The organism is Halopseudomonas sp. (genome assembly GCF_038130085.1).
In the GTDB taxonomy this organism is placed as follows: Bacteria; Pseudomonadota; Gammaproteobacteria; order Pseudomonadales; family Pseudomonadaceae; genus Halopseudomonas.
This window is the reverse complement of sequence record NZ_JAYPMU010000005.1, coordinates 71,164-95,943: the sequence shown is the minus strand read 5'-3', so window position 1 is coordinate 95,943 and position 24,780 is coordinate 71,164. Positions and strand designations below refer to the sequence as shown.

Here is a 24,780-nt window from a genome sequence, read left to right as displayed (position 1 = left end):
CAGCGCGGTGGCAAGGGACCCGCTACAGCCCCTAGAATGGCGGAACATAAAAATATTTGCCTGGTGAATAACATGTCCGTGACCCACTACCGCGCTTGCCACCTGTGCGAGGCCATTTGCGGCCTGGCGATTGAAACCGAGGGTGAGCGTATCCTCTCGATCAAGGGCGACCCGCAGGACCCGTTCAGCCGTGGGCACATCTGCCCCAAAGCGATCGCTTTGCAGGATATTCAGAACGACCCCCAACGCCTGCGCAGGCCAGTGAAACGGGTGGGTGAGCACTGGGAAGAGATCAGCTGGGACGACGCCTTCACCCTGGTGGCCGAGCGCCTGGCTGCAATTCAGCAAGCACATGGCAACAACGCCGTGGGTGTCTACATGGGCAACCCGAATGTGCACAACTACGGCTCCATGACCCACGGCAATTACTTCCTGGGTCAGTTGCATACCCGTCAGCGCTATTCGGCTACCTCTGTCGATCAGTTGCCGCATCATTTGGTGTCGCTCTGGCTCTACGGCCACATGCTGCTGATCCCGATCCCGGATATCGACCACACTGATTTCTTCCTGATGCTCGGCGCCAACCCGCTGGCCTCCAATGGCAGCATCATGACTGTGCCGGACGTGACCAAGCGGATCAAGGCTCTACAGGGTCGTGGCGGCAGGTTAGTGGTCGTCGATCCGCGGCGCAGCGAAACCGCAGCGATTGCCAGTGAGCATCTGTTCATTCAGCCGGGTACCGACGTTGCACTGCTGCTTGGCTTGCTCAATACCCTGTTCAGCGAGAATCTGACCCGCCAAAGCCCGGTGCTTGACGCCGTTGCAGGGCTGGAAGACGTGCGGGCAGCGGTCGCCGAGTTCACCGCCGAACAAATGGCCCCAGCCTGTGGTATCCCTGCCGAGCAGATTCGCCAGCTGGCACGCGACTTTGCTGGCGCTGAGCGTGCCGTGTGCTATGGCCGCATGGGTGTCTCGGTGCAGCGGTACGGTACCCTGTGCCAGTGGTTGATTCAGGTCATCAACCTGGTGACTGGCAATGTGGATGCAGTGGGTGGCTCACTGTTTCCTGAGCCGGCGTTCGAGGTCGCATCGGCTCGTCGCCCGGGCCACTTCGACAAGTGGCGCTCGCGGGTATCCGGCTTGCCGGAGTTTAACGGCGAGCTGCCGGTCGCAGCGCTGGCCGAGGAGATTTTCACCCCGGGTGAGGGGCAGATTCGTGCACTGGTTACCTCTGCAGGCAACCCCGTGCTCTCCACGCCCAATGGTCGCCAGCTTGATGCCGCGCTGGAAAGTCTGGAATTCATGGTCAGCGTGGATCTGTATATCAACGAGACCACACGCCATGCGGATGTCATCCTGCCGCCTACAGCGTCGCTGGAGCACGATCACTACGACATTACCTTCAACAACTTCGCCGTACGTAATGTGACCCGCTATAACGAGCCGGTGCTGAGTAAGCCCGAGGGCGCGCTGCACGACTGGGAGATTTTTGTCGGACTGGGCAGGGTGTTTGCTGCGGTTACCGGCCAGCAGGCGCGGCCAACCCAACCGCCGCACGAGCTGGTCGATATGGCGGTGCGTGCCGGCCCCTATGGCGATCGCCTGTCGCTGGATGTGCTCAAGGAAAACCCGCATGGCATCGATCTTGGGCCGCTGCAACCAAATCTGCTGCGTCGAATTCAAACCGAGAGCAAGCGGATCGAGTTGGCCCAGCCGGCGATGCTGCAGGATCTGCAGCGGGTCGCTGCCGAGCTGGCCGAACTGGCGCCCGCCGCCGGGGAGCTGCGCTTGATTGGTCGGCGCCATGTGCGCAGCAACAACTCCTGGATGCACAACTATCAGCGTCTGGTGAAGGGCAAGCCGCGTGATCAGTTGCTGATGCACCCCGAAGACTTGGCTGCTCGTAACTTGGCGGACGGCCAACAGGTTACTGTGCGGTCACGGGTAGGCGAGGTTCAGGTGGTCGTTTGTGCCAGTGATGAAATGGCGCCTGGCGTAGTCAGTCTGCCGCATGGCTGGGGGCATAACCGGCCCGGTATTCAAATGGATATTGCCGAGCAGCATGCGGGTGTCAGCGTCAACGACCTGACCGATGAGCGTTTCCTCGATCCGGTTACCGGTAATGCCGCACTTAACGGCTTGCGGGTCGAGGTGGTGGCAGCATAAGCGAGCGCTTTGCTGTAGAATGCGCGGTCAGCAACGCGTTCGAACGCCCTTTACGTAACGAGGAATACCATGGATATCATCGATACCATCAAAGAACAGATCGCCAACAACCCGGTGCTGATCTACATGAAAGGCGCGCCGAATGCTCCGCAGTGTGGCTTCTCCGCACGTGCCGTGCAGGCGCTGATGGCCTGCGGTGAGAAGTTCGCCTACGTGGACATCCTGCAGAACCCGGACATCCGCGCCAACCTGCCGGGCTATGCCAACTGGCCGACCTTCCCGCAGCTGTGGATCAACGGCGAACTGGTTGGCGGCAGCGACATCATTCTGGAACTGCACGAATCCGGTGAGCTGCAAACCATGATCAAGGCCGCTCAACCGGCTGCCTGATCATTCTCATGCGGTACTCAAACGCCCGACGGCCAAAGGCCTCGGGCGTTTTTGTTTGTGCACGCAGTGCATTCTGCAGGTATCGGGCACAGCACGTGCGAGTGGTTGTACCGCGACGCATCAGCAACCGCAGGGACACGGTATGTCGTGTATGTGGCGCAGGAAAGCGCGATTTTGAACTTGGCCATCGAGCAGGGTGGCTAGTCCGTTAGAAAAACGCCTGCTGGCCGCTGGCAACGAAGTGCGGATTCTCGAAGCCGGGTTTGCCGTATAGCAGAGGGCCGCCTTCGAAGGTTTGCACTTGTCCACCGGCGGCTGCCAGCACCGCGTGACCAGCCGCGATGTCCCATTCCATGGTGCGACCTTGGCGGGGGTAGATATCGGCCTTGCCGGCAGCAATCAGGCACAGTTTCAGTGATGAGCCAGCGTTGACTATGTTGCGCACCTTGCGGCCAGCCAGCAGCTTCTCCAGCGCAGTCACGTCGCCGTGTGAGCGGCTGGCGAGAACGTCCAGACCGTCAGGGGCGGGTGCTCTAACGTGAATGGGGCGGCGGTCTGACGAGTCCTCGTAAAAAGCCCCTCCCGCTAGGGAACCGGCATAAAGCTGACCCAAGGCGGGAGCCAGTACCACACCCAGAACAGGCCGGCCATGCTCGATAAGCGCAATGTTGACGGTAAATTCGCCGTTGCGATTGACGAATTCGCGGGTTCCATCGAGTGGGTCGACCAGCCAGAAACAATCGCCAATCTCCGGAATCTCCCCGGCAGCGCAGGCCTCCTCTGCAACCACAGGGAACTGCAGAGGTAATTCAGCAAGGGCCTTGAGAATGATGGCTTCAGCTTTCTCATCCGCTTCGGTCACTGGAGAGGCGTCTGCTTTGCCGCGTACAGCAAAGTCGCTTTGGTACACCTCCATGATCAACTTACCAGCATCGTGAGCAATGGGTAGAAGTGCTTCCAGCAGGGTTAATTGGTCACTTGCCTGCACCTGATATCTCCACTTGGATGGTACGGATGCGCAGGATAGCATTAACTGTCTTGCGCATTCGGGCTGTTCAGTGCGCTCCGTTGCTGACGCTCGACCAGCGCCATTGCTCCGGCCTTTCGCAGAGCCCTGCCTGCACCGGGCTGCTGTGTACCTGCTGAATGGCCTTGCCCAGCTGCTGCGCTTCAGGGATGTAGCGATCCCAGTAGTCGCGCTTCCAAAGCATGCGCCCTGGCGTTTGTAACTTCAGCTCATCCTTGTTCAGCAACATCCAGCGGGTGGTTGCACTCTTCCAAGCCTGCACAATTCGCGGCATGGAGTAGGTTGGTTCAAGCAGAATGTGGGCGTGGTTGGGCATGATGCACCAGGCGATCAGCTTGTAACGCTTGCGATTATGCAGTTCCAGCGCGTCGGCCAGCTCTGCGGCCATGCGCGGTTCGGAAAGCAGGCAGCAACCTTCACCTTGCAGCAACACCTCCTCGAGACGCTGGCGGCGCTGCAGGGCACGTTGTGCCTGAGGCAAGTCTTTCAGTTCGTCACTGACCGCACGCAGGGCGTGTTGGGGCAGGGCATCTGCCAACTTCAGGGTGATCAGCTGTACGTCATACGGGATGGGGCGTTCGGGCTGACTGGGTTGCCGCTGCCAGCCTTTCCATACTTCGGCGCGGGTAAAGCGGGGTGTGAAGGTGTTTCTGGACATTGATCTTCCCTGTCGTTGTTCCAGCGGGAACCATAACAGCGGTAAGCGTGATGTCATTTCGCCGCATTCTACAAATGTGAAGCGAATAATGTTTTTGTCACAAAGTTGATGCGAAAGAGGGTTTTATCTTTGGCTGGCCAAAGTGTGTCGGCGCCACAGGGTATAGATCCCGATGACGAGCAAGCCAGCGCACAGGCCCGTGGTATTGGATGCGATATCCCACCAGTCTGGGGAGCGGGTAGGGTGCAGGGACTGCACCAGCTCTACCGCAACGCCCACCAGCGTCATGAAGGTCGCTCGAAACCACCAGCGCCACCGAGGGAAGGCCGTGAAGCTCAGTACCGTTAGGGCGAAGATGCCTCCGGCGTGATAACCGGAGGCTTGCCAGCTGTAGGCGGCAGGCGGTGGGCTGGGGCTCATGCCGAGATACAGCCCGAGTGCCAGCAGGGCAAAAAAGGCCAGCTTGAACCACAGGCTGTAACGCGCCAGCAGGCGCTCAAGCAGCAGTTTCATGATCAGTGCGTTACGTTGTTGAAGCTGTTGTCGAACAACTGCAGATCGCGGTCTTGGGTCAAGCCGTACAGGTCATAGTTACGCCATAGCTTCGCGCCACCGTCCCGGGTTAGCGGGTTCCACACCAAGTTTGCAACGGACTTGTTTGAACGGAGGAAGAACGCGTCGAATGGCATTTGAATATAAACACCCTTGTCGAAGCTACCCTCGCCAAACTCTTCCTTGGACACGTCTGTAAAGGTGGCCCAGCCGCCCATTACGACGCCGTTGCGGAAGCGCCGGGACAGGTCGATGGTCCCGCCGATATCACCAGCAAGATAGCGGCCAACACTGCCTTTGATTAGGACGTCGTGGAAGCCAGTGCGCAGGTAGCCAGTAACGTGGCCGGTAAGAGTGGAGTAATCCCGGAAGCTGAAGTCTTGCTTGTAGCCGCGCTGCTTGACCCAGTTGACATCAACACCTACCGCCCAATTGACGCCATGAGGACGATAAAGCACCTCGCCGCCGACACCGCCGTACATATCTTCCAGAAGACCAGCATAAGCCATGCCGAACCAGTCGCGGTTGATCTGTTCGGTCTGAGTATATTGCAGGCGGTTTAGCTGTGCGTCGGAGCTGGTTAGGTACTCGCGCAGATCGGTACGTACCCGGGGCAGGTTGCTCGGGCCGTCGTACTCGAATTGGTCGTAGTTGTTCAGCAGGTTGATTGCGATGGTGCCATCGAGCCATTTGTTGCGGTCGAAGTAAAACTGGCCGTCGGCACGCAACAGGAATTGATACAGGATGAAGCTATCCGGACCACCGACGTTCTGTCGATAACCGAGAGCCAAACCGGCATTGGCTCGATCAAGTTCCTCGGTATACACCTCATCGGCGTCCAGGATTGACGGTACAGCATTGGCCATGCTGTAGCGCAGGGCGCGACGATCTGCCTCGAACTGTTCATATTGGCGAAGGGTTTCGGCATTCAGGCTGGTCTGATTGAGCTCCATTCCGTAGGGCTTTTGCACCAGCGTGTACCAGTCGTAGGTGCCTTCTCCGAGGCTATTGTCGAGGATTCGGGCTGCCCGGCTCATGCCCTCTGCCTGGCTGGGGTAGGTAGTTTGTTCCCCGGTAATGATGACCTCGTCGTCCTTGATTGCGATGCTTTGCACCTTGATGCCTGCATTGGAGGTCAGACGCTCGCTGATATCGGCCCAGTCAACGTTGCTTCCGCTTACGCCAGCGGGGAGCGGGCGGCGTGCCTCTGGAGCCGGGTCGAGAATCTTTGGAGGGCGCGGCATGTTTCGCAGGTTGGAGTGCATGGTGATCCCGAACATCGCGGTGTTACCACGCTCCCAGGCAACGGTAAAATCTGCCCAGTCTGCCAGGCTATACAACACTCCCACGTTGATCGGTGAGTCCTGCTTCTGATTATTCTCGAAGGGCTCTGACTTGTAGTCGTTGCCGTCGAGCTCGAGCTTGATGCGTAGGTTGTCCCAGGGTGTCTGATATTCCACACCACCAAAAATGCCGGGGCGGCCGCTGAAGTAGCTGCTGGTATTCAGCGTACCGCCTGGGTCGTCATTGCGGGCGCGGTCATCAAAGCTATCGCTGATTAGCGACAGCGGGTTGCCGAAGTCGCCACGATTACCGATATAGCCCCACGCGACGCCGAGACTCAAATCCAGATCATAGAAGCGCTTGTTGGCAACGATGAATTCGCTTGAGAACAGTCCGGTACCACCTACGTCGCGGAAGCCCAATGCGACTTGAGGCAACCACCGGCTTTCTTGCCAGAGCCTGAACTTGGCGTCTATCGCCTTGTCTTTCAAGCTCTGGCTACTAAAGTCCTCGCTGCCGTAATTGATATTGCTGACATCAATGTAACGAATAGTGCTTTCGAGCCAGGGAAGCGGCTGCACCGAGATACTGTAGCGGGTGTAGGGTGAGGTCCGGCTGGCGGTAAAGCTGAACTCGCCTTCGGGTGCCATGCGCGCGGTTGGTGTCTGCAGCAGGCCGACGCCACCGAAGTCATGCTGGGTGGTGCGATAGCGAGGGTTTTCTGTACCGGTCTCTGCGTTGGCGATGGCGGCAAGCAGCTGTGTCGTCGACACAGCCAGCAGCAGGCGAAGAAGCGATTTACTCATCTGCGGCATTCGCTCCTACACCGATGTACTGGGTAGCGAGCAGGGCCGCCATGTCGTCGTTGAATGCGTTACCACTGTCGCCGAATAGTGCCGCCTGAAAGGGTACATACACGCTGCCGCCTTCTGCTTGCCATCCGTCCTGACTGTTCCAGGGAGCGATGCCGATGGTCTGTACAGTGCCATCTGGCTGGACCAGATAGAGGTAATCCGGGTTCGCAGTCCAATGGCGGGGGCATGCCGCGAGATAGTCCTGTGGTCGTTGCGCGGCAACGAAGTCGAGCACGCACTCCTGGTTAACTGCACCGGTTACGCGAATGGTGCTTGGTTTGGGCGGGTAGACCACCCGGTCACCCGGTTGCAGTATTGGGTTGAACGCGCGCAGTCGTTGTTTCAGCGGGTTCATTTCGGTTTTGATTCGTCCGGTGATTGGCATGCCCGAGACTTGTTGCAGTTGGCGCTCAAGCAGGGCAGTCAACGATGGGTCTTGTATGCGCTCAGCGTTCACCCGGGCGGTGTGCAGGTCAAAAATCAACCCGGCCTGGAGTTTGCGCTGTTCCTTTTTTGCGCTATCGCGCAGCAGCGCTGCGCCCAGCGGCCAACTTTGGAGGCTTACGCCGGCGGCGTTAGTTAAATCTCGCAGGCGCAGGTCATCGCGCCACTGGTAAGGGCCCGGTGATTGCACCAGCCCCCATATAAAAACTTCATCGGCCTGCACAGTGGTCATCAGTGGGGCGGCCAACAGGCAGGCCATCAGCGCAATCCGTTTCAAGGTTGTTCCCCTTGCGCCGGATGGTGGGTGAACAACATGTTCATAGCTGGCAGGTTGGGTGCTGGATGCTGAATGCTGCGGCGCACTTGGCCTGTGGCGGGATTTACCCAGTAGTAGTTGGTTGCCCGAAAGTTGATCTGTGGCATCAGGATCTGTTCATCAATTCTCTGATAGGCCTGTTGCTTGCCATCAATGGCAAGGTACTCGACCGGGCCTCGGTAGTAGGTCGCCAACTGCTGCAGGCCTGTCTGGTAGGTAAGCGGGAAGTCTACGGTGCGCGACACTTGTGTGCCGTCGTCAATGTTAAGCAGGCCAGTTACAAATGGGTCGTCGTTACCCAGTAGTGCGGTTACGTCCGTTTCCAGACCAACTAGCTGGCTTATCCGGCCGTTGTAGGTTTCTAGCTGTTCTGTCAGGCCGTACCAACGGATGCGGCCAGCGCTTCCTTTGGGCGCAACGTACAGACCTTCTGCTTGGCCTGCTGCAATCAGCAGAGTGTCAACGCGAGGGTTGTTTACCCGCTCTGCAGGTATCCTGTTCTGCTTGCCGTCGGTCAGTATTTGCAAGGACCTGACCGAGTCAGACGTCAGCGAGTTACAGGCGCCCAAGGTCAGTGCTGCAATTAGCAGCACTGCGGCTCGTATGAAAAGGGTCACGGAGGTGCCTGTCAGTTGCCGTCACGCAGATCGTTGTAATCGCTGCCAACCCGCACGGTAGTGCCGAGGATGTTGGCGCTGGGGAACAGCTGGCTGACGAAACGGTTCCAGCGGGTAATTCCCGCGGCACCTACAAAGACAACATCCTGCGGGCGCATTTCAAACTGGTCTGCCAGGATGAAGGCGGAAGGTGACTGGGCGTTGAGCTGGAAAATGGTGGCCTTCTCGGTTTCCAGGTTCTCCACACCGCGGATTACATATACCTCACGGCCGCTGGAACTGGTCGGTGAAGGGCCACCGACGGTTGCCAGTACTTCGCTCAGGGTCATGCGGCTGGTGCGATAAGACAGTGCGCGCGGGTCAGCTACTTCACCCATGACGAACACCTTGCGGGTGTCGTTCAAGCCCATATGCAGCTTGTCTCCAGCCTTCAGGTAGACGTTGCCAACGGCACTGGGGTGGCTGGTCAGATAGTCGTAGTCAAGTGTGTAGACCTGGCCATCACGAATCAGGTTCAGGTGCGAGAGGTCGGCGCGGCTGTCGTCGATTCCTGCTTCGCCGACAGCCTGCAGCAGGGTCAGAGGCTGTGACGTGATCGCGCGGAAGCCCGGCTCCTTGAAAGCCCCGCTCAGGGTCACTTTCTGACTGTTGTAGCCGATGATGTTGATGTCGACTTGTGGCTGCTCGATGTAGCGGGCCAGGCGATCGGTAATTACCTTGCGCAGTTCTTCCTGAGTCATGCCGGCAACTTTGACGCTGCCAATGAACGGGTAGAACAGGGTGCCGTCGTCACGTACCACACGTGCGTTGGCTTCGTTGGTCTGCTGCTGGCCGCCGGGCACTGTCAGTTCAGGGTGGTCCCATACGGTGATGAACAGGCCGTCGTTCGGCCCCAGTCGATAGTTGTCTGGCGTGTAATCCAGCAGGGCGGCTGGAACCTCGCGGTTTGGCTGCACGGCGTGCTCTTGGATCAGTACCTTGGGGGTAATCTGGACCATTTGAACCAGGCTTTCCTCTGCAGAGTCCTCGGCCAACAGGCGATCGGTGTCCATGTGCATGCCGGGGGAGAACATACAGGCCTGAAGGAACAAGGCGGAGAGGCTCAGTGCTGCTAGAGGAAGGCGATTCATAGGTCTTGGTCTTATTTGTAGTAATTCGAAGTAAAAACCAAAAAGCCATCTGGAGAGGCAGATGGCTTTGGCAGATCGTATGTTGAGACTCAGTTAGTGCCAGTCGAGCCAGTCGAGCCGGTGGCGTTTTTGGAGCTTCCGCCTGAATCCAGCGCAGAAGCTCCCAATCCGACGGCGATTGCAGCTACTGTCGCTTCAGTAGCGCCTATGCCGCCTTGGGCTTCGCCCTCCAGGGAGGATCCCGTTCCTTCGTCAGGGACGCCTGCATCGTTGCCAGTATCTCGAATTTGACCAGTGCCGGGGGGCAAGATAGCGCCTCCTTGCACGGGCACTGCGTTCAGGTTCAGCGAAGAGTCGACGTTAACGGCTTGACCGAGCGATACACCAGACGCCAGCAGCAGGGTGCTGGCAACGATTGCAATAGCTTGCTTCTTCATAAGATTAACTCCCTGTCTCTAAACAGTGGTTTTGCAACGATTATACGCAAGCACTCCGGCAATGGAAGTGCCGATTGTGTTACTTGCCGTCCGACTTGTACTCGTACTGATAGTAACCGTAGTTGCCATAGCCGTAGGCGGAGGCCTTTTTTTCGACGGCGTTGAAGATCGCGCCCTTGATTTCGACCCCGTTGTTACGGAAGCGTAGCAGGGTTTGCTCGATTTCTTTCAGCGGATTCAGGCCAAAACGCGAGACGATCAGGCTGGTGCCGGCCAGGCGGCCCACCAGCGCTGCGTCGGTTACTGCCAGAATCGGCGGGGTATCGACAATGATCATGTCATACATACCACTTAATTGTTTCAGCAGTGATTCGAAGTTCACGTGCATCAACAGTTCGGACGGATTCGGCGGAATCAGGCCGCGGGCGATGAAGTGCAGGTTGGGCACTTCACTCTTGTGAATGATGTCGGCGAGGGTATGGGTGTTCACCAGCAGATTGGACAGCCCGGGTTCCGCCGGCAGGCTCATCAGCTTGTGGGCGTAACCCTTGCGCATGTCGGCGTCGATCAGCAGGACCTTCTGGCCAGCCTGGGCGACGATGGCGGCCAAGTTGGTCGAAACGAAGGACTTGCCCACGCCCGGGCTGGGGCCGGAAATCATCAAAACGTTGTTGCGCGCTTCCATCATCGCGAAGTGCAGGCTGGTGCGCAGGCTGCGCAGCGCCTCGATGGAGAGATCCGCCGGGTTGGTCGCCGCCAGCAGCTGCGAATTCTGGCTGACGGTCTTGCCCTTGGTGTTGCGCTCGATCTGCTGCTGATCCTTGCTGAACGGAATGGAGGCGTAGACCGGCAGGCCGATCTGCTCCAGCACTTCCGGGTTCTCAATGCCGCGATTCAGCGCATGGCGCAGCAGTGCAATGGCGACACCTAGCATGCCGCCGAGCAGGGTGGCGAGTACTACAATCAGCGCTTTCTTCGGTTTGACTGGCTGGCTGGTATCGACCACGGCGCTGTCGATGATGCGGACATTACCCACTGTGCCGGCGCGCACCACGTCCAGCTCCTGCGAGGTGTTGAGCATGGCTGTGTAAATCTCGGTGCTGACCTTGACGTCACGTGACAGGCGCAGCAGCTCCTGTTGGGTGGCGGGTAGATCGCTGACCCGGTCTACCAATTGCTTACGGCGGCTGTTCAGTTGATCCAGCTGCTCCATCAGTGCCTGATAACTCGGGTGCTGGCGGGTAAAGCGGCGTTCCATTTCGGAGCGCTTGAGCTGCAGTTCGGAGATGGAGGTGTCCAGTTCGACTACCTGGTCCAGCACGGCCTGGGTTTCCAGGGTGATATCAACCGAGCCGGCTTTGCCTTGATAGGCGTTGAGCGCCTGCTCGGCTGCTTCCAGTTGGCGGCGTACGGTCGGCAGCTGCTCTTTCAAAAAGTCCAGGCTCTGTTGCGCCTCGGCTGATTTACGCTCAACGTTTTGCAGAACATACAGGCGGCCAACCTCGTCCAGGATGCGCGCGGCCTTGGCCGCGTGAGGGCTTTCCAGGCTAAGTTGCAGGATGCCGGAATCGCGACCCTTCTCGCTGACAGCGACGTCGCGCTGGTAGGCGAGGGTGGTGCTGAGGAAGTTGCGCTTGGTGACCAAGAACTCGGTGCCCGGGTTGGCGACAAGGGTTGCGATTTGTACGCGGAAACCGTGCTCCTCGACCTGTGCGCCAACTTTGCCTTGTACCAGCACATCGTCATCTTCAGTGAGTAGCTCAAAGGTGCCTTGCTCGCCTGCACGCAGGATAAGCTGTTTGCCCTCGAGGGCGCTTGGCACTTCCAGCTGGAAAATATCGAGCTTCTCGCCACCCCAGGCGTAGCTGCTCATGCCGAGCAGAGCGGATGCAACGGGTTCGGATTCTGTCGGGCTAAAGCGGCGGTAGAAGAAGGAACCAATGGCCAGCAGCAGTTTGGGCTCGGCCTGAATGTCCAGTTTCAGGTTCTCGACCGTCTGGCCAATGACCTTGCGGGACTTGAGCAGCTCGATCTCGGTGGCCGCCGCGCTGGTGCTGGCAAACATGTCGGCGGCGCCGGCATCGCCCAGCAGTCCGCCGATACCACCTGATTTCTCCTCGATCTGGATCACTGAATCGGCACGGTAGATCGGTGTTGCCAGCAGCGCGTAAGCAATACCGGCAAAGGCGAAGAGCAGCGTGCAGATGATGATGGTCAGCTTGTGGTCGATCAAAGCCCCCAGCAGCGCCAGCAGGTCAATCTCGTCTTGGCTGTTCTGAGCGGGGGTAGGCGTCGTGTTCTGCATCAACAATCAGGTTCCATTACCGGGTGAGGAGAAAGTGCGGCGAGTCAAAGATAACGCAACCAGGCGTCTGTCGCCTTGTCCATTACCTTAAATACGTGTTCAAAGGCGGGCAGCTGCTGCCGGTAGGGGTCGGGCACTTCCGCGTTGTCTAACCACTTACCCAATAGCAAGGCTTTGCCGCGTGCCTGCGGTGCCATCTTGTGGATCTGCTGCAGATGGCGTTGCTCCATGGCCAGCACCAGGTCGGCGTCGTGCAGCATGGCTGCCGTCAGCTGGCGTGCTTTATGCTCGGGCAGCGCTAAGCCTGCGCTGGCCATCACCTGAGCCGCTGTTGCGTCTATCGGTTTGCCTACCAGTGCGCCAAGGCCCGCTGAACTGACGCTGATGCCTTTGCTTGCAAGCTTGTGTTGCAGCAACGCTTCTGCTGTGGGGCTGCGGCAGATATTGCCCACACAGACCACCAGAATCTTCTTGATCATTTGTTATGCATGCCTTTGCCAACGTGGCTGTGACGCTGTCAAACGGGTGACGCTTTGCCGCGTCAATTCACCCGCTTGGGGTGGGGAATAATAGCAGCTGCGCGGAATATGGGAACCGGCTAGTCGCCGCGTTTGCCAAATCCCGCGCGCTGGCGAAAAAGTGTGGACTGGTTCATCGCAGCCAGGCTCGCGTCTCGCCTAAGCTTGCCGCCGACAAAAGGAGTTTGTGCATGGATGCGAATTACCCACGGATTGAGCACCACGGCGCGGTGCAGGGCGTTACCGGTTCCTGTCACCAGTTATGGCTGACGGCGCACGACAGCCTGTTGATTGACTGTGGCTTGTTTCAGGGAGCTGAGACCTCAGGCAAAGGTGCGGGGCGCGACCGGCTGATGATTGAGTTTGACCTCGCCTCGGTGCACGCGCTGGTTGTCACCCACGTTCATGTTGATCACGTTGGCCGCTTGCCCTGGCTGATGGCTGCGGGCTTCAAGCAACCGATTCACTCTACTGAGCCCTCTGCGCTGCTGTTGCCTGCGGTGTTGGATGACGCTTTTCGTGTTGGCGTGGGGCCAGATGCGGAGCTAGCCGAGCGTTACGTGAGCGCGGTTAGTAGCTTGCTGCAAGGGCATGCCTATGGGGCCTGGGTGACCCTGCTTGAGCGGGCGGATCTGGTTTGTCGCATTCGCTTTCAGCCAGCTGGGCATATCCTCGGCTCTGCCTACGTGGAATGCGATGTGCGATATCCGCTTGAGCAGCGCCAGCGCCGCGTTGTTTTCTCGGGAGATCTGGGGGCAGCCGGTGCGCCCCTGCTGGCTGCCCCTGTGGCGCCTGAGAGCGCCGATGTGGTTGTGCTGGAAAGTACCTACGGCAACCGCCTGCACGAAGACCGCCGCATTCGGCGCGCGCGGTTGCAGAGCGTGCTGGAGCAGGCATTGGCCGACGGCGGCACGGTCATCGTCCCGGCGTTCAGCATCGGCCGCACCCAGGAGTTGCTTTACGAACTGGAGGGCGTCATGCACGACAACTCGGACTGGCAGCGCATTCCGGTGATCCTCGATGCGCCGCTGGCGACCCGCTTCACCGAACTGTATCGCGAGCTGCGCCAGTACTGGAGCGCCGAGGCGCAGGCTCGCTACGAGCAGGGTCGCCGCCCATTGGGATTTGAGCAACTGCTAAAGGTAGAAAGTCACGCGCAGCATCAGAGCATGCTCAATCGGCTGGTCAGCACCCGTCAGCCCGCGGTGGTGATCACCGGCAGCGGCATGTGTAACGCTGGCAGGGTGGTGAACTACCTAAAAGCCATGCTGGGTGAACCGCGCCACAATGTGCTGTTTGTCGGTTATCAGGCCAAAGGCACGCCCGGGCATGCGATTCAGCAGTTCGGCCCGGGCGGCGGCTACGTTGAGTTGGATGGCGAGCGCTATACGATCAAGGCAGGAGTGCACTCGATTGGTGGCTACTCCGCGCACGCCGATCAGGCGGGCCTGCTGAACTTCATCCTGAAGATGCCCAGCGGGCCAGCTGAGGTGCGGCTGGTACATGGCGAGGAATATGCCAAGTCAGCTCTGGCGGATCGTTTGAGAGCGTCCACGATTGCAAAGGGCTGGGCTACCCGGGTCACCGTCGCTGGTTAACGACATAGCGTGGCAGGGGCGCGTCCATTTCAAATGAAAATGTCTCTCAATAATACATTTGCACTATTGTCTGTTGTGCGTCTCTGGCTGTTAGAATCCCGTCGGCACCGCATGCTAGATAGCTTGCACTGATTCGGTGCGCGTCGGTATTATCCTCGCCTTTCTTGAAGGGCTGGTGGCGATAAGCCATTTATTGAGTCTGTTCGAGAAGTTTGCCAAGCAATGCATGCGCCGCCGGCGATAACCCGGCTGCAAAGCTGTGCGCCAGTCGTGGTTCTGGTGCACTGCTCTGCGCTATGGCCAATTCTGCGTGAACCTGGTGATCGCACTTCGCTCGAACAGGCAATTGACTGCCGCCTCGTGACGGGACACGAGTCTAGTGAAGGGATGATCTGAACCGTATGTGTGGAATTGTTGGTGGTATCGCCGCGCGCAATGTAACCCCTATTCTCCTGGAAGGGTTACGTCGGTTGGAGTACCGGGGTTACGACTCGGCTGGTGTTGCCGTGCTTGACGCCTCCGCTGAGTTGCGGCGCGCCCGCGCGACTGGCAAGGTCGCCGAACTTGAAGCACTGCTGCAGCAAACGCCCTTAACCGGGCAGCACGGTATTGCTCATACCCGCTGGGCAACCCACGGCAAGGCGACTGAGGCGAATGCCCACCCGCACTTTTCCGACCGTCTTGCCGTTGTGCACAACGGCATCATCGAAAACCACCACCCGCTGCGCGTGCGCCTGCAAGAGCAGGGCTACGTATTCAAGTCCGAGACTGATACCGAAGTCATCGCTCACCTGCTGGCCTATCACTACGCTCGACAGCAAAACATGCTCGGGGCACTGCGCAGCACCCTGGCTGAGCTACGCGGCGCCTTCGCCCTCGGCATCATTCATCAGGACGAACCCGACGCGCTCTATTGCGCCCGCATGGGCAGCCCTCTGGTGGTTGGCGTGGGTAGTGGCGAGCACTTTATTGGTTCAGACCCGTTGGCGCTGCTGCAGGTAACGGATCGCTTCCTTTACATGCAGGAAGGGAGCCACGCACGCCTCACTCGCACCGAGTGTGAAGTCTGGAACCGCAGCAACCAGCCAGTCCAGTTGCCGGTGCAGCAGTATCAGCACGCGGCGTTGAGCTTGGAGAAGGGCGAGTACCAGCACTTCATGCTCAAGGAGATCTACGAGCAACCCTCGGCCATTGCCGAAACACTTGATGGCCTGCTGGGTGATGAGCATGTGCTCACTGCAGCGCTCGGCCCCGGCGCGGAAAGTCAGTTGGCTGAGATTCGCAATATTCATATCGTCGCTTGCGGTACCAGCTATCACGCCGGGCTGGTCGCCAAGTACTGGCTGGAAGAGCAGGCCGGTTTGCCGTGTCAGGTAGAGGTTGCCAGTGAATATCGCTACCGCAGCGTCTGTGTACCAGATGGCACGTTGCTGATTGCTATCTCCCAATCCGGCGAGACGGCAGACACCCTGGCCGCTCTGCGCTATGCACGGGAACAGGGCTATCTCGCCACGCTGGCGATCTGCAACGTACCCGGCAGTTCACTGGTGCGCGAGGCCGATTGGCGCCTGCTGACCCAGGCCGGCCCAGAGATTGGCGTCGCCTCCACCAAAGCCTTCACCACCCAGCTGACAGCGTTGCTCTGGCTGACCACCGCACTGGCTCAGGTGCGCGAGCGTGCGCCAGAGATGATCTCTGCCAACGTGCGGGCACTGCGGAGCTTGCCGGGGCGCATTCGCGAAGCGCTGGAGCTGGACGCTGCCATTGAACAGCTGTCTCACCAGTTCTTTAACAAGCACCACGCCCTGTTCCTCGGTCGCGGCACCCATTACCCCATCGCGATGGAAGGTGCACTTAAGCTGAAGGAAATCTCCTATATTCATGCCGAAGCGTACGCCGCAGGCGAACTGAAGCACGGCCCGCTGGCGCTGGTAGACGACGACATGCCTGTCATCAGCGTTGCGCCCAGCGACAGCCTGCTGGAGAAGCTCAAGTCCAACCTTCAGGAAGTGCGCGCGCGCGGCGGCCAGCTGATCAACTTCGCCTGTGAGCGCGCGGTGCTGGATGAGGGCGACGGCATCACCCACGTTACCCTGCCCTGGGTATACGAAAGTGTTTCTCCGATTCTGTACAGCATTCCGCTGCAGCTGCTCAGTTACCATGTCGCTCTGATCAAGGGCACAGACGTAGACAAGCCCCGGAATTTGGCGAAGTCGGTAACCGTGGAGTAACTCTGCGGGCTCATTGTTTTTACTTTTTTAGTCATCGGAAAATTTAGGTACCAATATGACAGCAAAGACGCAGCAAGCTGCTATTCAAAAGCTCCAACAGAAAGAGGCGCTCATCGGAGTTGTTGGTCTTGGATACGTTGGGCTCCCATTGATGCTGCGCTATAACGCAATCGGCTTTCGCGTGTTAGGTATCGATATTGATGCCAGTAAAGTGAATAAGCTGAATGCTGGTGAAAGCTACATTGAGCATATTTCTGCGGAAAAGATTGCGGCTGCTGGCAAGAGTGGGTTTGAAGCCACTACTGATTTTAGTCGCGTTAGTGAATGTGACGCGCTCATTCTGTGTGTGCCGACGCCGTTGAACAAGTACCGTGAACCGGATATGAGCTTTGTGATCAATACCACTGATGCGCTCAAGCCTTACTTGCGTGAAGGCCAGATCGTTTCGCTGGAAAGCACGACCTATCCCGGTACCACAGAAGAAGAGTTACTGCCGCGGGTGCAAGAGCGTGGTTTGGTGGTTGGTGAGAATATTTTCCTAGTCTACTCCCCTGAGCGTGAAGATCCGGGTAACCCCGATTTTGAGACGCGCACCATTCCCAAGGTTATTGGTGGTCACACTCCAGCGTGTTTGGAAGTCGGCTTGGCCTTGTATGAGCAAGCGATTGATCAAGTTGTGCCGGTAAGCTCAACGAAGGCTGCAGAGATGACCAAGCTGCTGGAGAACATCCATCGAGCGGTCAACATCGGCTTGGTTAATGAAATGAAGATCGTCGCCGACCGCATGGGGATTGATATATTTGAAGTTGTTGACGCGGCTGCGACCAAGCCGTTCGGCTTTACCCCGTATTACCCTGGCCCGGGCCTGGGTGGCCATTGCATCCCGATTGACCCCTTTTACCTGACTTGGAAGGCGCGTGAGTATGGGCTGCACACCCGATTCATCGAACTGTCTGGCGAGGTGAATCGCGCGATGCCGGAGTATGTGTTGACCAAGTTGATGGATGGCCTCAACGAAAGCGGAAAAGCGCTGAAAGGTAGTCGTATTCTGGTGCTGGGTATCGCGTACAAGAAAAACGTTGATGATATGCGCGAATCCCCTTCGGTAGAGATCATGGAGTTAATTGAAGCCAAAGGAGGGCTGGTAGCCTACAGCGACCCCCATGTACCGGTATTCCCGAAGATGCGTGAACACAACTTTGAGCTTACCAGTGAGCCTATGACGGCAGAAAATATAGGCAGCTTTGATGCGGTTGTGCTGGCGACGGATCATGACAAGTTTGATTATGAGTTGATCAGGCAGCAGGCGCGATTAATCATCGACAGTCGTGGCAAATACCGTGTCGCAGCAGAAAACGTTATCAAAGCTTGATTCAGCTTCCTCGTTCGTAAGGAACAATGCATGAAAAAGTTTGGACTGATTGGAGCTGCGGGCTATATCGCGCCTCGGCACTTGAAAGCTATCAACGAAACCGGCAACCACTTGGTCGTTGCTATGGATGCCAACGATTCCGTTGGCATCATGGACAGCCATTTCCCTGAAGCGGAATTTTTCACAGAGTTTGAAGAGTTCTCCGGTTTTGTTGAAGACCTCAAACTAAGTGGTCAAAAGCTGGATTACATCGCTATCTGCTCGCCGAACCATTTGCATCTACCACACATGAAGTTCGCGCTGCAGAACGGCATTGATGTGATCTGCGAGAAGCCCTTGGTGCTCAATACTGCCGATCTGGACACGCTGAACCGCTATGAAAGAGAGTACGGGGCCAAGGTCAACTCCATATTACAACTGCGCTTGCATCCTTCCATCATTGCCCTTAGGGACAAGGTCCGGGCTGCGCCCGTCGATAAAGTATTTGATGTAGACCTCACCTATCTCACATCGCGCGGCAAGTGGTACCTCAAATCCTGGAAAGGCTTCGACGAGAAGTCCGGTGGGGTGGCCACCAATATTGGCGTGCATTTTTACGACATGCTCCACTTCATTTTTGGAAAAATCACCCACAACGAAGTGCATTACCGCGATGAGAAAACCTCAGCAGGCTTTCTTAAATATGAGCGTGCCAATGTGCGATGGTTTCTTTCAATTGATTCCAAGCATCTGCCAGAAAATGCTGTTCAAGGAGAAAAGCTAACGTACCGCAGTATCGATATTGAAGGCGAAGAGCTCGAGTTTTCCGGCGGATTCACTGACCTGCACACGCAGAGCTATCAGCGCATCCTGGCTGGAGAGGGATACGGCGTGGAGGATAACCGGGCAGCGATTGAGACCGTTGAAGTAATGCGCAAGGCTGAAGTAGTGAAAAATCCTGAAAACCCACATCCTCTGCTGAAAAAGGTGATGCATGGCTGATTACTACCAACATCCCACTGCTATCGTGGATGAGGGCGCCCAGATCGGTGAAGGTTCGCGGGTTTGGCATTTCGTGCACGTATGCGGTGGCGCGCGCATTGGTAAGGGTGTGTCGCTCGGGCAAAACGTGTTTGTCGGAAACAAGGTTGTCATCGGTGATGACTGCAAAATCCAGAACAATGTATCGGTCTACGATAACGTCACTCTTGAGCAAGGTGTTTTCTGCGGTCCGAGTATGGTTTTCACTAACGTCTACAATCCGCGTTCTTTGATCGAGCGAAAAGATCAATACCGCAACACCATGGTTAAGAAAGGAGCCACTCTGGGCGCGAACTGCACCATCGTTTGTGGCGCTACGATTGGTGAGTTTGCATTCGTCGGTGCCGGTGCAGTTGTCAATAAAGACGTTCCGGCTTATGCGCTAATGGTCGGAGTGCCAGCAAGACAAATTGGTTGGATGAGTGAGTTTGGTGAGCAACTAGCGCTGCCACTCGACGGAACGGGTGAAATTGTATGCCTCCATACCAGCGCGAAATATGTCTTGAAAGGCAGTGTACTCAGCAAAGTGGAAGCGCAGTAAATGATTGAATTTATCGATCTGAAAGCTCAGCAGGCACGTATCAAGGAAAAAATTGATACTGGAATACAGCGAGTGCTCGCTCATGGTCAATATATTCTTGGCCCTGAAGTGGCCGAGTTGGAAGAAAAACTGGCTGACTACGTGGGAGTAAAATATTGTATTACTTGCGCGAACGGAACCGATGCGCTGCAGATTGCGCAGATGGCGCTCGGTGTAGGACCTGGCGATGAGGTGATTACCCCTGGGTTTACTTATATCGCGACTGCTGAAACGGTCACGCTATTAGGTGCCAAGCCGGTTTACGTTGATATAGATCCGCAGACTTACAACATGGATCCAGAGCTGCTTGAAGCGGCGATTACACCTCGCACAAAGGCAATTATCCCTGTGTCTTTATATGGGCAATGTGCTGAATTTGACGCCATCAACGCAGTCGCGGAAAAGTACAGAATTCCGGTCATTGAAGATGCGGCGCAAAGCTTTGGTGCAGCCTACAAAGGTCGAAAGTCCTGCAGTCTTAGCAGTATCGCGTGCACTAGCTTTTTTCCAAGCAAGCCGTTGGGCTGTTATGGAGATGGAGGAGCGATATTTACCGATGATGAAGAACTGGCTCGAACGATAAGGCAAATAGCCAGGCACGGACAAGAAAAGCGTTATTACCATATTCGAGTTGGGGTTAATAGTAGATTGGATACTATTCAAGCTGCTATTCTACTAGCGAAATTAGAGGTTTTTGATAGCGAAATAAAATTAAGGAATGATATCGCGGCGCGATATGAAAGCATGCTTTTTGAGCGCGGATTTATTGGTATTCCTCAAGTATTAATCGGTAACGTAAGTGCGTGGGCACAGTATACTTTAAGATCTAACGCGCGTGATGCGTTACGTCATAATCTGGCGCAGGCTGGCATCCCCACTGCTGTGCATTACCCAATACCGCTCAATAAACAGCCAGCGGTGTCTGACGGAGATGTTAGTCTGCCTGTCGGAGATATGGCGGCGAAAGAAGTTGTTAGTATACCTATTCATCCCTATTTGTCGCTGCGGGATCAGATGTATATTGCGGATAACTTATGCTTGGCCTTATAAGAACGCTATTGAAAGGGGATGGCTTTATACGAGGTGTTATTTTTCTGGTGGGAGGGGCGAGCGGCGCTCAAATAATTTTTTTTCTAGCGTCTCCTATAATTACTCGAATTTATTCGCCGGAAGAGTTCGGGGTACTGTCTTTTTTTGTTGCAATTTTTGCGGTGTGCGGAGTTGTGTCTAGTTTGCGGTATGAACTTGCGATACCTATCGCATCATCTGATGTTGATGCGGTAAATCTCCTGGTTTTGAGTTTTATTTGTTTGCTGGGCATCACTGCGCTAATGGTCGCGATCACGATCCTTCTTTCGATACAGGGCTTAAGAGTTGAAGGGTATTCCCAGATGTATTCGTACCTTTGGTTTTTACCAATAGGTGTTTTTTTTATCGGGCTTCATCAGATTCTCGTGAACTGGGGGTTGAGGAGGAAAGCGTTTGGTCGGATAGCAGGAACTAGAATAAAACAGTCGGTTTCCACGGTTGCTTCGCAGATAGGTTTTCATAAATTTGGTGTTACAGCTCTTGTTGCGGGGTATATAGGTGGGCTGGCAGTCGCTAGTTTCGCTTTGGGCGGGGCTATCTTAAAGAGTAAAGATTTGCAGTATTATCGTTGGAATAGGGTCTTGAATGTCGCTAGGCGTCATAAGAGATTTGCATATATTGATATCTGGGCGGCTTTATTTAATACCGCGGGAGTGCAAATGCCACCTATTCTTTTTGCCCTGCTTTTTAGTCCGGCTGTAGCAGGAGTGTATGCTTTAGCGCATAGAGTGTTGGCGCTGCCTGCTGCATTAATAGGAGAGGCAGTTGGTAAAGTTTTTTTTGCAAATGCAGCGGATGCTCGTCGAAAGGGCGATATCTCGTTTCTGGTTTTAAATTTAAATAAAAGCCTCGCGTACCTTGCTATGCCCCCTGCTTTGATTATTATCACTGCGGGCCCCTATTTGTTCGATTTTATATTTGGTGCTGGCTGGGGTGTTTCTGGTAAATACGCTCAATGGATGATGCCTTGGTTGTATTTAGTGTTTTTGGCATCTCCATTAAGCTCGCTATTCCTTATTAACGAAAGACAAAAGGACGGCCTTGTTTTTCAATCTATACTGCTGGTTTGTAGGCTGGTTTCGCTTCTGGTTGGGGCGGGGTATGAGGATGCAAGTCTGGCTATTTTTTTGTTCTCCGTTTCCAGTGCAATTTGCTGGATCGGCTTTGTAAAGTGGGTCTCATATAGCATTGGAGTTTCATTTGTAAAATTGGTCAGCCCTATACTGACTTCGTTATTTTGGTCTGTGCTAGCTATACTCCCTCTTGGGGTCGTGTGTAATTTTCCGGTGTCGTTAGGAATGTTTTTGGTGGGCTTCTTTCTTACGATAATTTTTGTCTCTGTATACTACTATTTTTTTTTGAAGTGGGCGTTCTTTCAACTCCGTGCTGGTGTTAAATGAAGTGTCTTCAAAAAATGCACTATGTTTACTCTTGTAAAAATTCCCGGCTCGAGGTGTGCCGTTAAGCTGTAGGATGCGGCATTGTCTCTATGCTGCTCCGCATTCACTAACCAGGCGTGGGGAGAGGTCTGATGTTTTCTAAAGTTGTTTTTTATGTGGGGCACTTGTTGTTTAAGCCTAGAGCTTTGTGGTTTTACTTTTACCTAACAAGCAATGAGTGTAAGGACGAAGTTACGGTTAAATCTCGTCAAAGAAAGGAGCTGGTTTCGTTTCTCGAATTTTGTAAAAAAAATGTCCCGTATTATAAAGAAAGAATACCTCAAATTGAATTGGCCTCTACGGACTTTAGCCGGTTTATGAATGGTATTCCTCTTTTAAGTAAAGTGGATATTTTTGAGAATAGAGACGAGATCGAACTTCCTGAAAATTTGGTTGGGAAGTTTAAGCGTGTACAGACTGGCGGGTCTACTGGTAATCCCTTGCGTTATCGACTAAGTGACGTATGCGACGATGCATCATTTGCGATACTGTATCGCGGTCACGGGCGAGGCGGGTATCGGCTAGGCGATAAAATTGCAATCATGGCGGGTGGTTCACTAATAGGTAAGAAGAAGACTTTCAAGTCCATCTTGTCGTCTTGGGTAATGAACAATAGAAAGTACTCCTCTTACGGGGTTAGCGATGACTTGTTTGCTCAATATGCTGATGACTTAGCTGCTTGGAGACCTGACTTTATTCTCGGCTACGTTACTGCGATATATGAATTTGCTAAATATGTGGAAGGGTCTGGGCGAAGCATAAAATTTAAGTCTGTGTTTACTACTGCAGAAATGCTTTTCGAGCACCAGAGGTTGTTTATTGAGCGGGTTTTCGAATGCCGGGTTTATAATGGGTATGGTTTGAATGATGGTGCGATAACTGCATTTGAATGCGCCTTACATGACGGGTTTCATATTGATCTAGAGAGAGGTTACCTGGAGGTGGTCAATGAGGATGGCGAAGCAGTTGTAGATGAAGTAGGTAGAATTGTGGCAACTAGCTTCCTTAATAAGGCGACTCCGTTCGTGAGATATCTGACGGGCGATTATGGAATGATCTCTAGTAGGCGTTGTGCATGCGGTAGCCCATACCCTTTATTGGTTAATGTTATGGGAAGGGTTACGGAAGCGATTAAGATTAATGGCCTTTTGGTGGGGAGTCCAGTTTTAACAGTTTTAATGGCCAATACTGAGGCGATGAGGTATCAGTTCATTCAAGTGGCTGATGATAGCATGAAAGTCGTGATAGAGCGGTCAGGCAAATATGGCCAAAAAGATGAGGAATTTATCCGTAATTCCCTTTTCTCTCAGTTGGGCGAATTCTCTATATGCTTTGAATATGATGTCGAACATTTTGTAATGACGGATGGTGGTAAGCATAGGATTGTAATTAATGAGGTGAGCTAGGTGGTTTTTTTATGTTTTTAGCTGCCGTAGGTTTAGGGGGTTGAGCATTGGGTCTGGTTGTGCTCTCTGGCGTGTCTGTATGCATAAAAATGGCTGGGCTATAGTTATGAATTTCTTTAGAACATTGGGAAGTAGGTTCTCTCTATTTGGCTTTGTTCTTTTGTTTCCGATGTTTTTTTTCTATCACTTTTTAGTCGGTGTTGGAGTGGTGCCGCCCTTTCTAGGCGGATATTTCGGTGTGATGGCGCTTCTGCTAATGGTCGTTTATTTTATACGCCCATCGGGTTTTTTTAGCAGAAAATTCTCTGCCTGGGTTTTTATTGGGATTCTGGTTTGGGTGGTTTGGGTAGCGTTGATGAACTACGCGGCAGACCTGCCTCGTGGCTATTCGCTAGAGATGTTGGCTTGGAGTTTTCAGGGGGTTCTTTTTAATTTGGTATGTTACTTCATTGGTAAGAATATAGAGTTCTCTGCTGCTGATGCTAAGTTAATTTTGATTTTTTTCGTTTTGATGTTTTTTGTAGTTGTGTTCAATGTTGGGGATTCTGGGATTTTTTATATTAAACAAACGGCTGGCGATGTTGCTGGCAGTGTCGCCACTTACCAGGGGTTTGCGCGAAGCTTGGTTTTCGTTTTGTTGATGCTGGTGTCTTTGCTGTTAGATAAAAAAAATCTAATGCTTGCGATATTTTTGTGTGGGTCTGTTGCGCTATTTTTGAATGGGGCGAGGACAGAATTTGTTCTTTTTGTGATTTCGGTTGTGTCGCTGCTTATTGTGAAAAGTGGTAGCAGTGTTAAGTCTATGCTTTATTTTTTGTTGGTGTTTTTTTTGGTTCTTATTGGGGGGTATTTTTTGCTCTCTTTGGCGCCAGAGTCCCGAATGATGCAATTGCTAAATTTGTCTAGTAGTAGTAGTTACTTGGCGAGAGTCGCATTGAATGAGTTTGCCTTGATCACAATAGCAAACAGTCCAGTATGGGGTGGGTATGGAGAATATACTTCTATCGGAGGTGTTGGAAGCTACCCGCACAGTTTGCTGTCAGCATGGGCTAATCTCGGAGTTTTAGGTTTCCTCGGATATGTTTTTTTGTTTGCATTCCTGTGGATTCAGGCGGGATTTGCAATCATGAGAAATTTATACACCAATGAATCGTTTTATTCGTTTTTTGTGTTTTTGGTTTTTTCTACTCTTGCTGTGATTTTCTCAAAACCATACTCCTATATGATGGTTGGCTTTGTGGTTGGCCTGAATGTTAGGTTTGCGAATAAATATAAAATTATGATCCGTGAATGATGTTTTTGTGGGGTTGCGCAAGCGGGTGCGTAACTATTTTGGGGTTGAGTTTG

General features: G+C 54.6%; 21 protein-coding genes. 11 read left to right on the top strand and 10 right to left on the bottom strand.

Going from position 1 to position 24,780, the window contains the following annotated elements; all coding sequences use genetic code 11:
- The first annotated feature begins 72 nt into the window (after nt 1-72).
- The gene (locus AAFM31_RS05695; protein ID WP_341706938.1) at nt 73-2,166 is read left to right on the top strand and encodes a molybdopterin oxidoreductase family protein; all 2,094 of its coding nucleotides are present in this window, start codon (nt 73-75) and stop codon (nt 2,164-2,166) included.
- A gap of 69 nt (nt 2,167-2,235) precedes the next feature.
- Nucleotides 2,236-2,556, top strand: a complete 321-nt coding sequence (gene grxD, locus AAFM31_RS05690) for a Grx4 family monothiol glutaredoxin (RefSeq protein ID WP_341706937.1) — start codon at nt 2,236-2,238, stop codon at nt 2,554-2,556.
- A gap of 208 nt (nt 2,557-2,764) precedes the next feature.
- Here grxD and cysQ read toward each other — a convergent pair whose 3' ends face one another.
- From cysQ to AAFM31_RS05640, 10 genes are all read right to left on the bottom strand, one after another.
- Entirely contained in the window at nt 2,765-3,544 is a 780-nt protein-coding gene (gene cysQ / locus AAFM31_RS05685; protein ID WP_341706936.1) for a 3'(2'),5'-bisphosphate nucleotidase CysQ, read from the bottom strand.
- 67 nt (nt 3,545-3,611) lie between these two features.
- Nucleotides 3,612-4,241: a transposase gene (locus AAFM31_RS05680; protein WP_341706935.1), complete on the bottom strand. Its 630-nt coding sequence runs from the start codon at nt 4,239-4,241 to the stop codon at nt 3,612-3,614.
- A gap of 123 nt (nt 4,242-4,364) precedes the next feature.
- On the bottom strand, nt 4,365-4,754 hold the full coding sequence (locus tag AAFM31_RS05675; protein ID WP_341706934.1) for a VanZ family protein: 390 nt from the start codon (nt 4,752-4,754) through the stop codon (nt 4,365-4,367).
- Between the two features lie 2 nt (nt 4,755-4,756).
- Nucleotides 4,757-6,883: a YjbH domain-containing protein gene (locus AAFM31_RS05670; protein WP_341706933.1), complete on the bottom strand. Its 2,127-nt coding sequence runs from the start codon at nt 6,881-6,883 to the stop codon at nt 4,757-4,759.
- Nucleotides 6,876-7,652, bottom strand: coding sequence for a capsule biosynthesis GfcC family protein (locus AAFM31_RS05665; RefSeq protein ID WP_341706932.1), 777 nt, complete (start codon nt 7,650-7,652; stop codon nt 6,876-6,878). The genes AAFM31_RS05670 and AAFM31_RS05665 overlap by 8 nt, the downstream gene beginning before the upstream one ends.
- Nucleotides 7,649-8,218, bottom strand: a complete 570-nt coding sequence (locus tag AAFM31_RS05660; protein WP_341706931.1) for a YjbF family lipoprotein — start codon at nt 8,216-8,218, stop codon at nt 7,649-7,651. Before AAFM31_RS05660 ends, AAFM31_RS05665 begins: the two co-directional genes overlap by 4 nt.
- Nucleotides 8,219-8,319: 101 nt before the next feature.
- Nucleotides 8,320-9,438, bottom strand: coding sequence for a polysaccharide biosynthesis/export family protein (locus tag AAFM31_RS05655; RefSeq protein ID WP_341706930.1), 1,119 nt, complete (start codon nt 9,436-9,438; stop codon nt 8,320-8,322).
- A gap of 89 nt (nt 9,439-9,527) precedes the next feature.
- Entirely contained in the window at nt 9,528-9,875 is a 348-nt protein-coding gene (locus AAFM31_RS05650; protein WP_341706929.1) for a hypothetical protein, read from the bottom strand.
- Nucleotides 9,876-9,954: 79 nt separating this feature from the next.
- Entirely contained in the window at nt 9,955-12,180 is a 2,226-nt protein-coding gene (locus AAFM31_RS05645) for a polysaccharide biosynthesis tyrosine autokinase (RefSeq protein WP_341706928.1), read from the bottom strand.
- A gap of 44 nt (nt 12,181-12,224) precedes the next feature.
- Entirely contained in the window at nt 12,225-12,659 is a 435-nt protein-coding gene (locus tag AAFM31_RS05640) for a low molecular weight protein-tyrosine-phosphatase (protein ID WP_341706927.1), read from the bottom strand.
- Nucleotides 12,660-12,889: 230 nt separating this feature from the next.
- On the opposite strand from AAFM31_RS05640, the gene AAFM31_RS05635 reads away from it, so the two are divergent.
- From AAFM31_RS05635 to AAFM31_RS05595, 9 genes are all read left to right on the top strand, one after another.
- Nucleotides 12,890-14,296, top strand: a complete 1,407-nt coding sequence (locus AAFM31_RS05635; RefSeq protein WP_341706926.1) for an MBL fold metallo-hydrolase — start codon at nt 12,890-12,892, stop codon at nt 14,294-14,296.
- Nucleotides 14,297-14,697: 401 nt separating this feature from the next.
- Complete coding sequence (glmS, locus tag AAFM31_RS05630) at nt 14,698-16,527, top strand: glutamine--fructose-6-phosphate transaminase (isomerizing) (protein WP_341706925.1); 1,830 nt, start codon at nt 14,698-14,700, stop codon at nt 16,525-16,527.
- 55 nt (nt 16,528-16,582) lie between these two features.
- The gene (gene wbpA / locus AAFM31_RS05625) at nt 16,583-17,899 is read left to right on the top strand and encodes a UDP-N-acetyl-D-glucosamine 6-dehydrogenase (RefSeq protein WP_341706924.1); all 1,317 of its coding nucleotides are present in this window, start codon (nt 16,583-16,585) and stop codon (nt 17,897-17,899) included.
- A 30-nt stretch (nt 17,900-17,929) separates the two neighbouring features.
- Nucleotides 17,930-18,880, top strand: a complete 951-nt coding sequence (locus AAFM31_RS05620) for a Gfo/Idh/MocA family oxidoreductase (protein WP_341706923.1) — start codon at nt 17,930-17,932, stop codon at nt 18,878-18,880.
- Nucleotides 18,873-19,460, top strand: a complete 588-nt coding sequence (gene wbpD / locus AAFM31_RS05615) for a UDP-2-acetamido-3-amino-2,3-dideoxy-D-glucuronate N-acetyltransferase (RefSeq protein WP_341706922.1) — start codon at nt 18,873-18,875, stop codon at nt 19,458-19,460. The genes AAFM31_RS05620 and wbpD overlap by 8 nt, the downstream gene beginning before the upstream one ends.
- Entirely contained in the window at nt 19,461-20,549 is a 1,089-nt protein-coding gene (locus AAFM31_RS05610; RefSeq protein ID WP_341706921.1) for a DegT/DnrJ/EryC1/StrS family aminotransferase, read from the top strand.
- On the top strand, nt 20,534-21,988 hold the full coding sequence (locus AAFM31_RS05605; RefSeq protein ID WP_341706920.1) for a lipopolysaccharide biosynthesis protein: 1,455 nt from the start codon (nt 20,534-20,536) through the stop codon (nt 21,986-21,988). The genes AAFM31_RS05610 and AAFM31_RS05605 overlap by 16 nt, the downstream gene beginning before the upstream one ends.
- A 131-nt stretch (nt 21,989-22,119) precedes the next feature.
- Nucleotides 22,120-23,433, top strand: a complete 1,314-nt coding sequence (locus AAFM31_RS05600) for a hypothetical protein (RefSeq protein ID WP_341706919.1) — start codon at nt 22,120-22,122, stop codon at nt 23,431-23,433.
- Between the two features lie 79 nt (nt 23,434-23,512).
- Nucleotides 23,513-24,727 (top strand): hypothetical protein, encoded by a 1,215-nt coding sequence (locus tag AAFM31_RS05595; RefSeq protein ID WP_341706918.1) that lies wholly within the window; start codon nt 23,513-23,515, stop codon nt 24,725-24,727.
- Nucleotides 24,728-24,780: the final 53 nt, after the last annotated feature.

Excerpts from the sequence above, each read along its gene's own strand:
- AAFM31_RS05620 (WP_341706923.1), top strand. The coding sequence starts at position 17,930 with ATGAAAAAGTTTGGACTGATTGGAGCTGCGGGCTATATCGCGCCTCGG.
- glmS (WP_341706925.1), top strand. The coding sequence starts at position 14,698 with ATGTGTGGAATTGTTGGTGGTATCGCCGCGCGCAATGTAACCCCTATT.
- AAFM31_RS05605 (WP_341706920.1), top strand. The coding sequence starts at position 20,534 with ATGCTTGGCCTTATAAGAACGCTATTGAAAGGGGATGGCTTTATACGA.
- AAFM31_RS05595 (WP_341706918.1), top strand. The coding sequence starts at position 23,513 with ATGCATAAAAATGGCTGGGCTATAGTTATGAATTTCTTTAGAACATTG.
- AAFM31_RS05650 (WP_341706929.1), bottom strand. The coding sequence starts at position 9,875 with ATGAAGAAGCAAGCTATTGCAATCGTTGCCAGCACCCTGCTGCTGGCG.
- AAFM31_RS05600 (WP_341706919.1), top strand. The coding sequence starts at position 22,120 with ATGTTTTCTAAAGTTGTTTTTTATGTGGGGCACTTGTTGTTTAAGCCT.
- AAFM31_RS05695 (WP_341706938.1), top strand. The coding sequence starts at position 73 with ATGTCCGTGACCCACTACCGCGCTTGCCACCTGTGCGAGGCCATTTGC.
- grxD (WP_341706937.1), top strand. The coding sequence starts at position 2,236 with ATGGATATCATCGATACCATCAAAGAACAGATCGCCAACAACCCGGTG.
- AAFM31_RS05645 (WP_341706928.1), bottom strand. The coding sequence starts at position 12,180 with ATGCAGAACACGACGCCTACCCCCGCTCAGAACAGCCAAGACGAGATT.
- AAFM31_RS05640 (WP_341706927.1), bottom strand. The coding sequence starts at position 12,659 with ATGATCAAGAAGATTCTGGTGGTCTGTGTGGGCAATATCTGCCGCAGC.
- wbpA (WP_341706924.1), top strand. The coding sequence starts at position 16,583 with ATGACAGCAAAGACGCAGCAAGCTGCTATTCAAAAGCTCCAACAGAAA.
- AAFM31_RS05675 (WP_341706934.1), bottom strand. The coding sequence starts at position 4,754 with ATGAAACTGCTGCTTGAGCGCCTGCTGGCGCGTTACAGCCTGTGGTTC.
- AAFM31_RS05610 (WP_341706921.1), top strand. The coding sequence starts at position 19,461 with ATGATTGAATTTATCGATCTGAAAGCTCAGCAGGCACGTATCAAGGAA.
- AAFM31_RS05655 (WP_341706930.1), bottom strand. The coding sequence starts at position 9,438 with ATGAATCGCCTTCCTCTAGCAGCACTGAGCCTCTCCGCCTTGTTCCTT.
- AAFM31_RS05670 (WP_341706933.1), bottom strand. The coding sequence starts at position 6,883 with ATGAGTAAATCGCTTCTTCGCCTGCTGCTGGCTGTGTCGACGACACAG.
- AAFM31_RS05635 (WP_341706926.1), top strand. The coding sequence starts at position 12,890 with ATGGATGCGAATTACCCACGGATTGAGCACCACGGCGCGGTGCAGGGC.
- wbpD (WP_341706922.1), top strand. The coding sequence starts at position 18,873 with ATGGCTGATTACTACCAACATCCCACTGCTATCGTGGATGAGGGCGCC.
- AAFM31_RS05680 (WP_341706935.1), bottom strand. The coding sequence starts at position 4,241 with ATGTCCAGAAACACCTTCACACCCCGCTTTACCCGCGCCGAAGTATGG.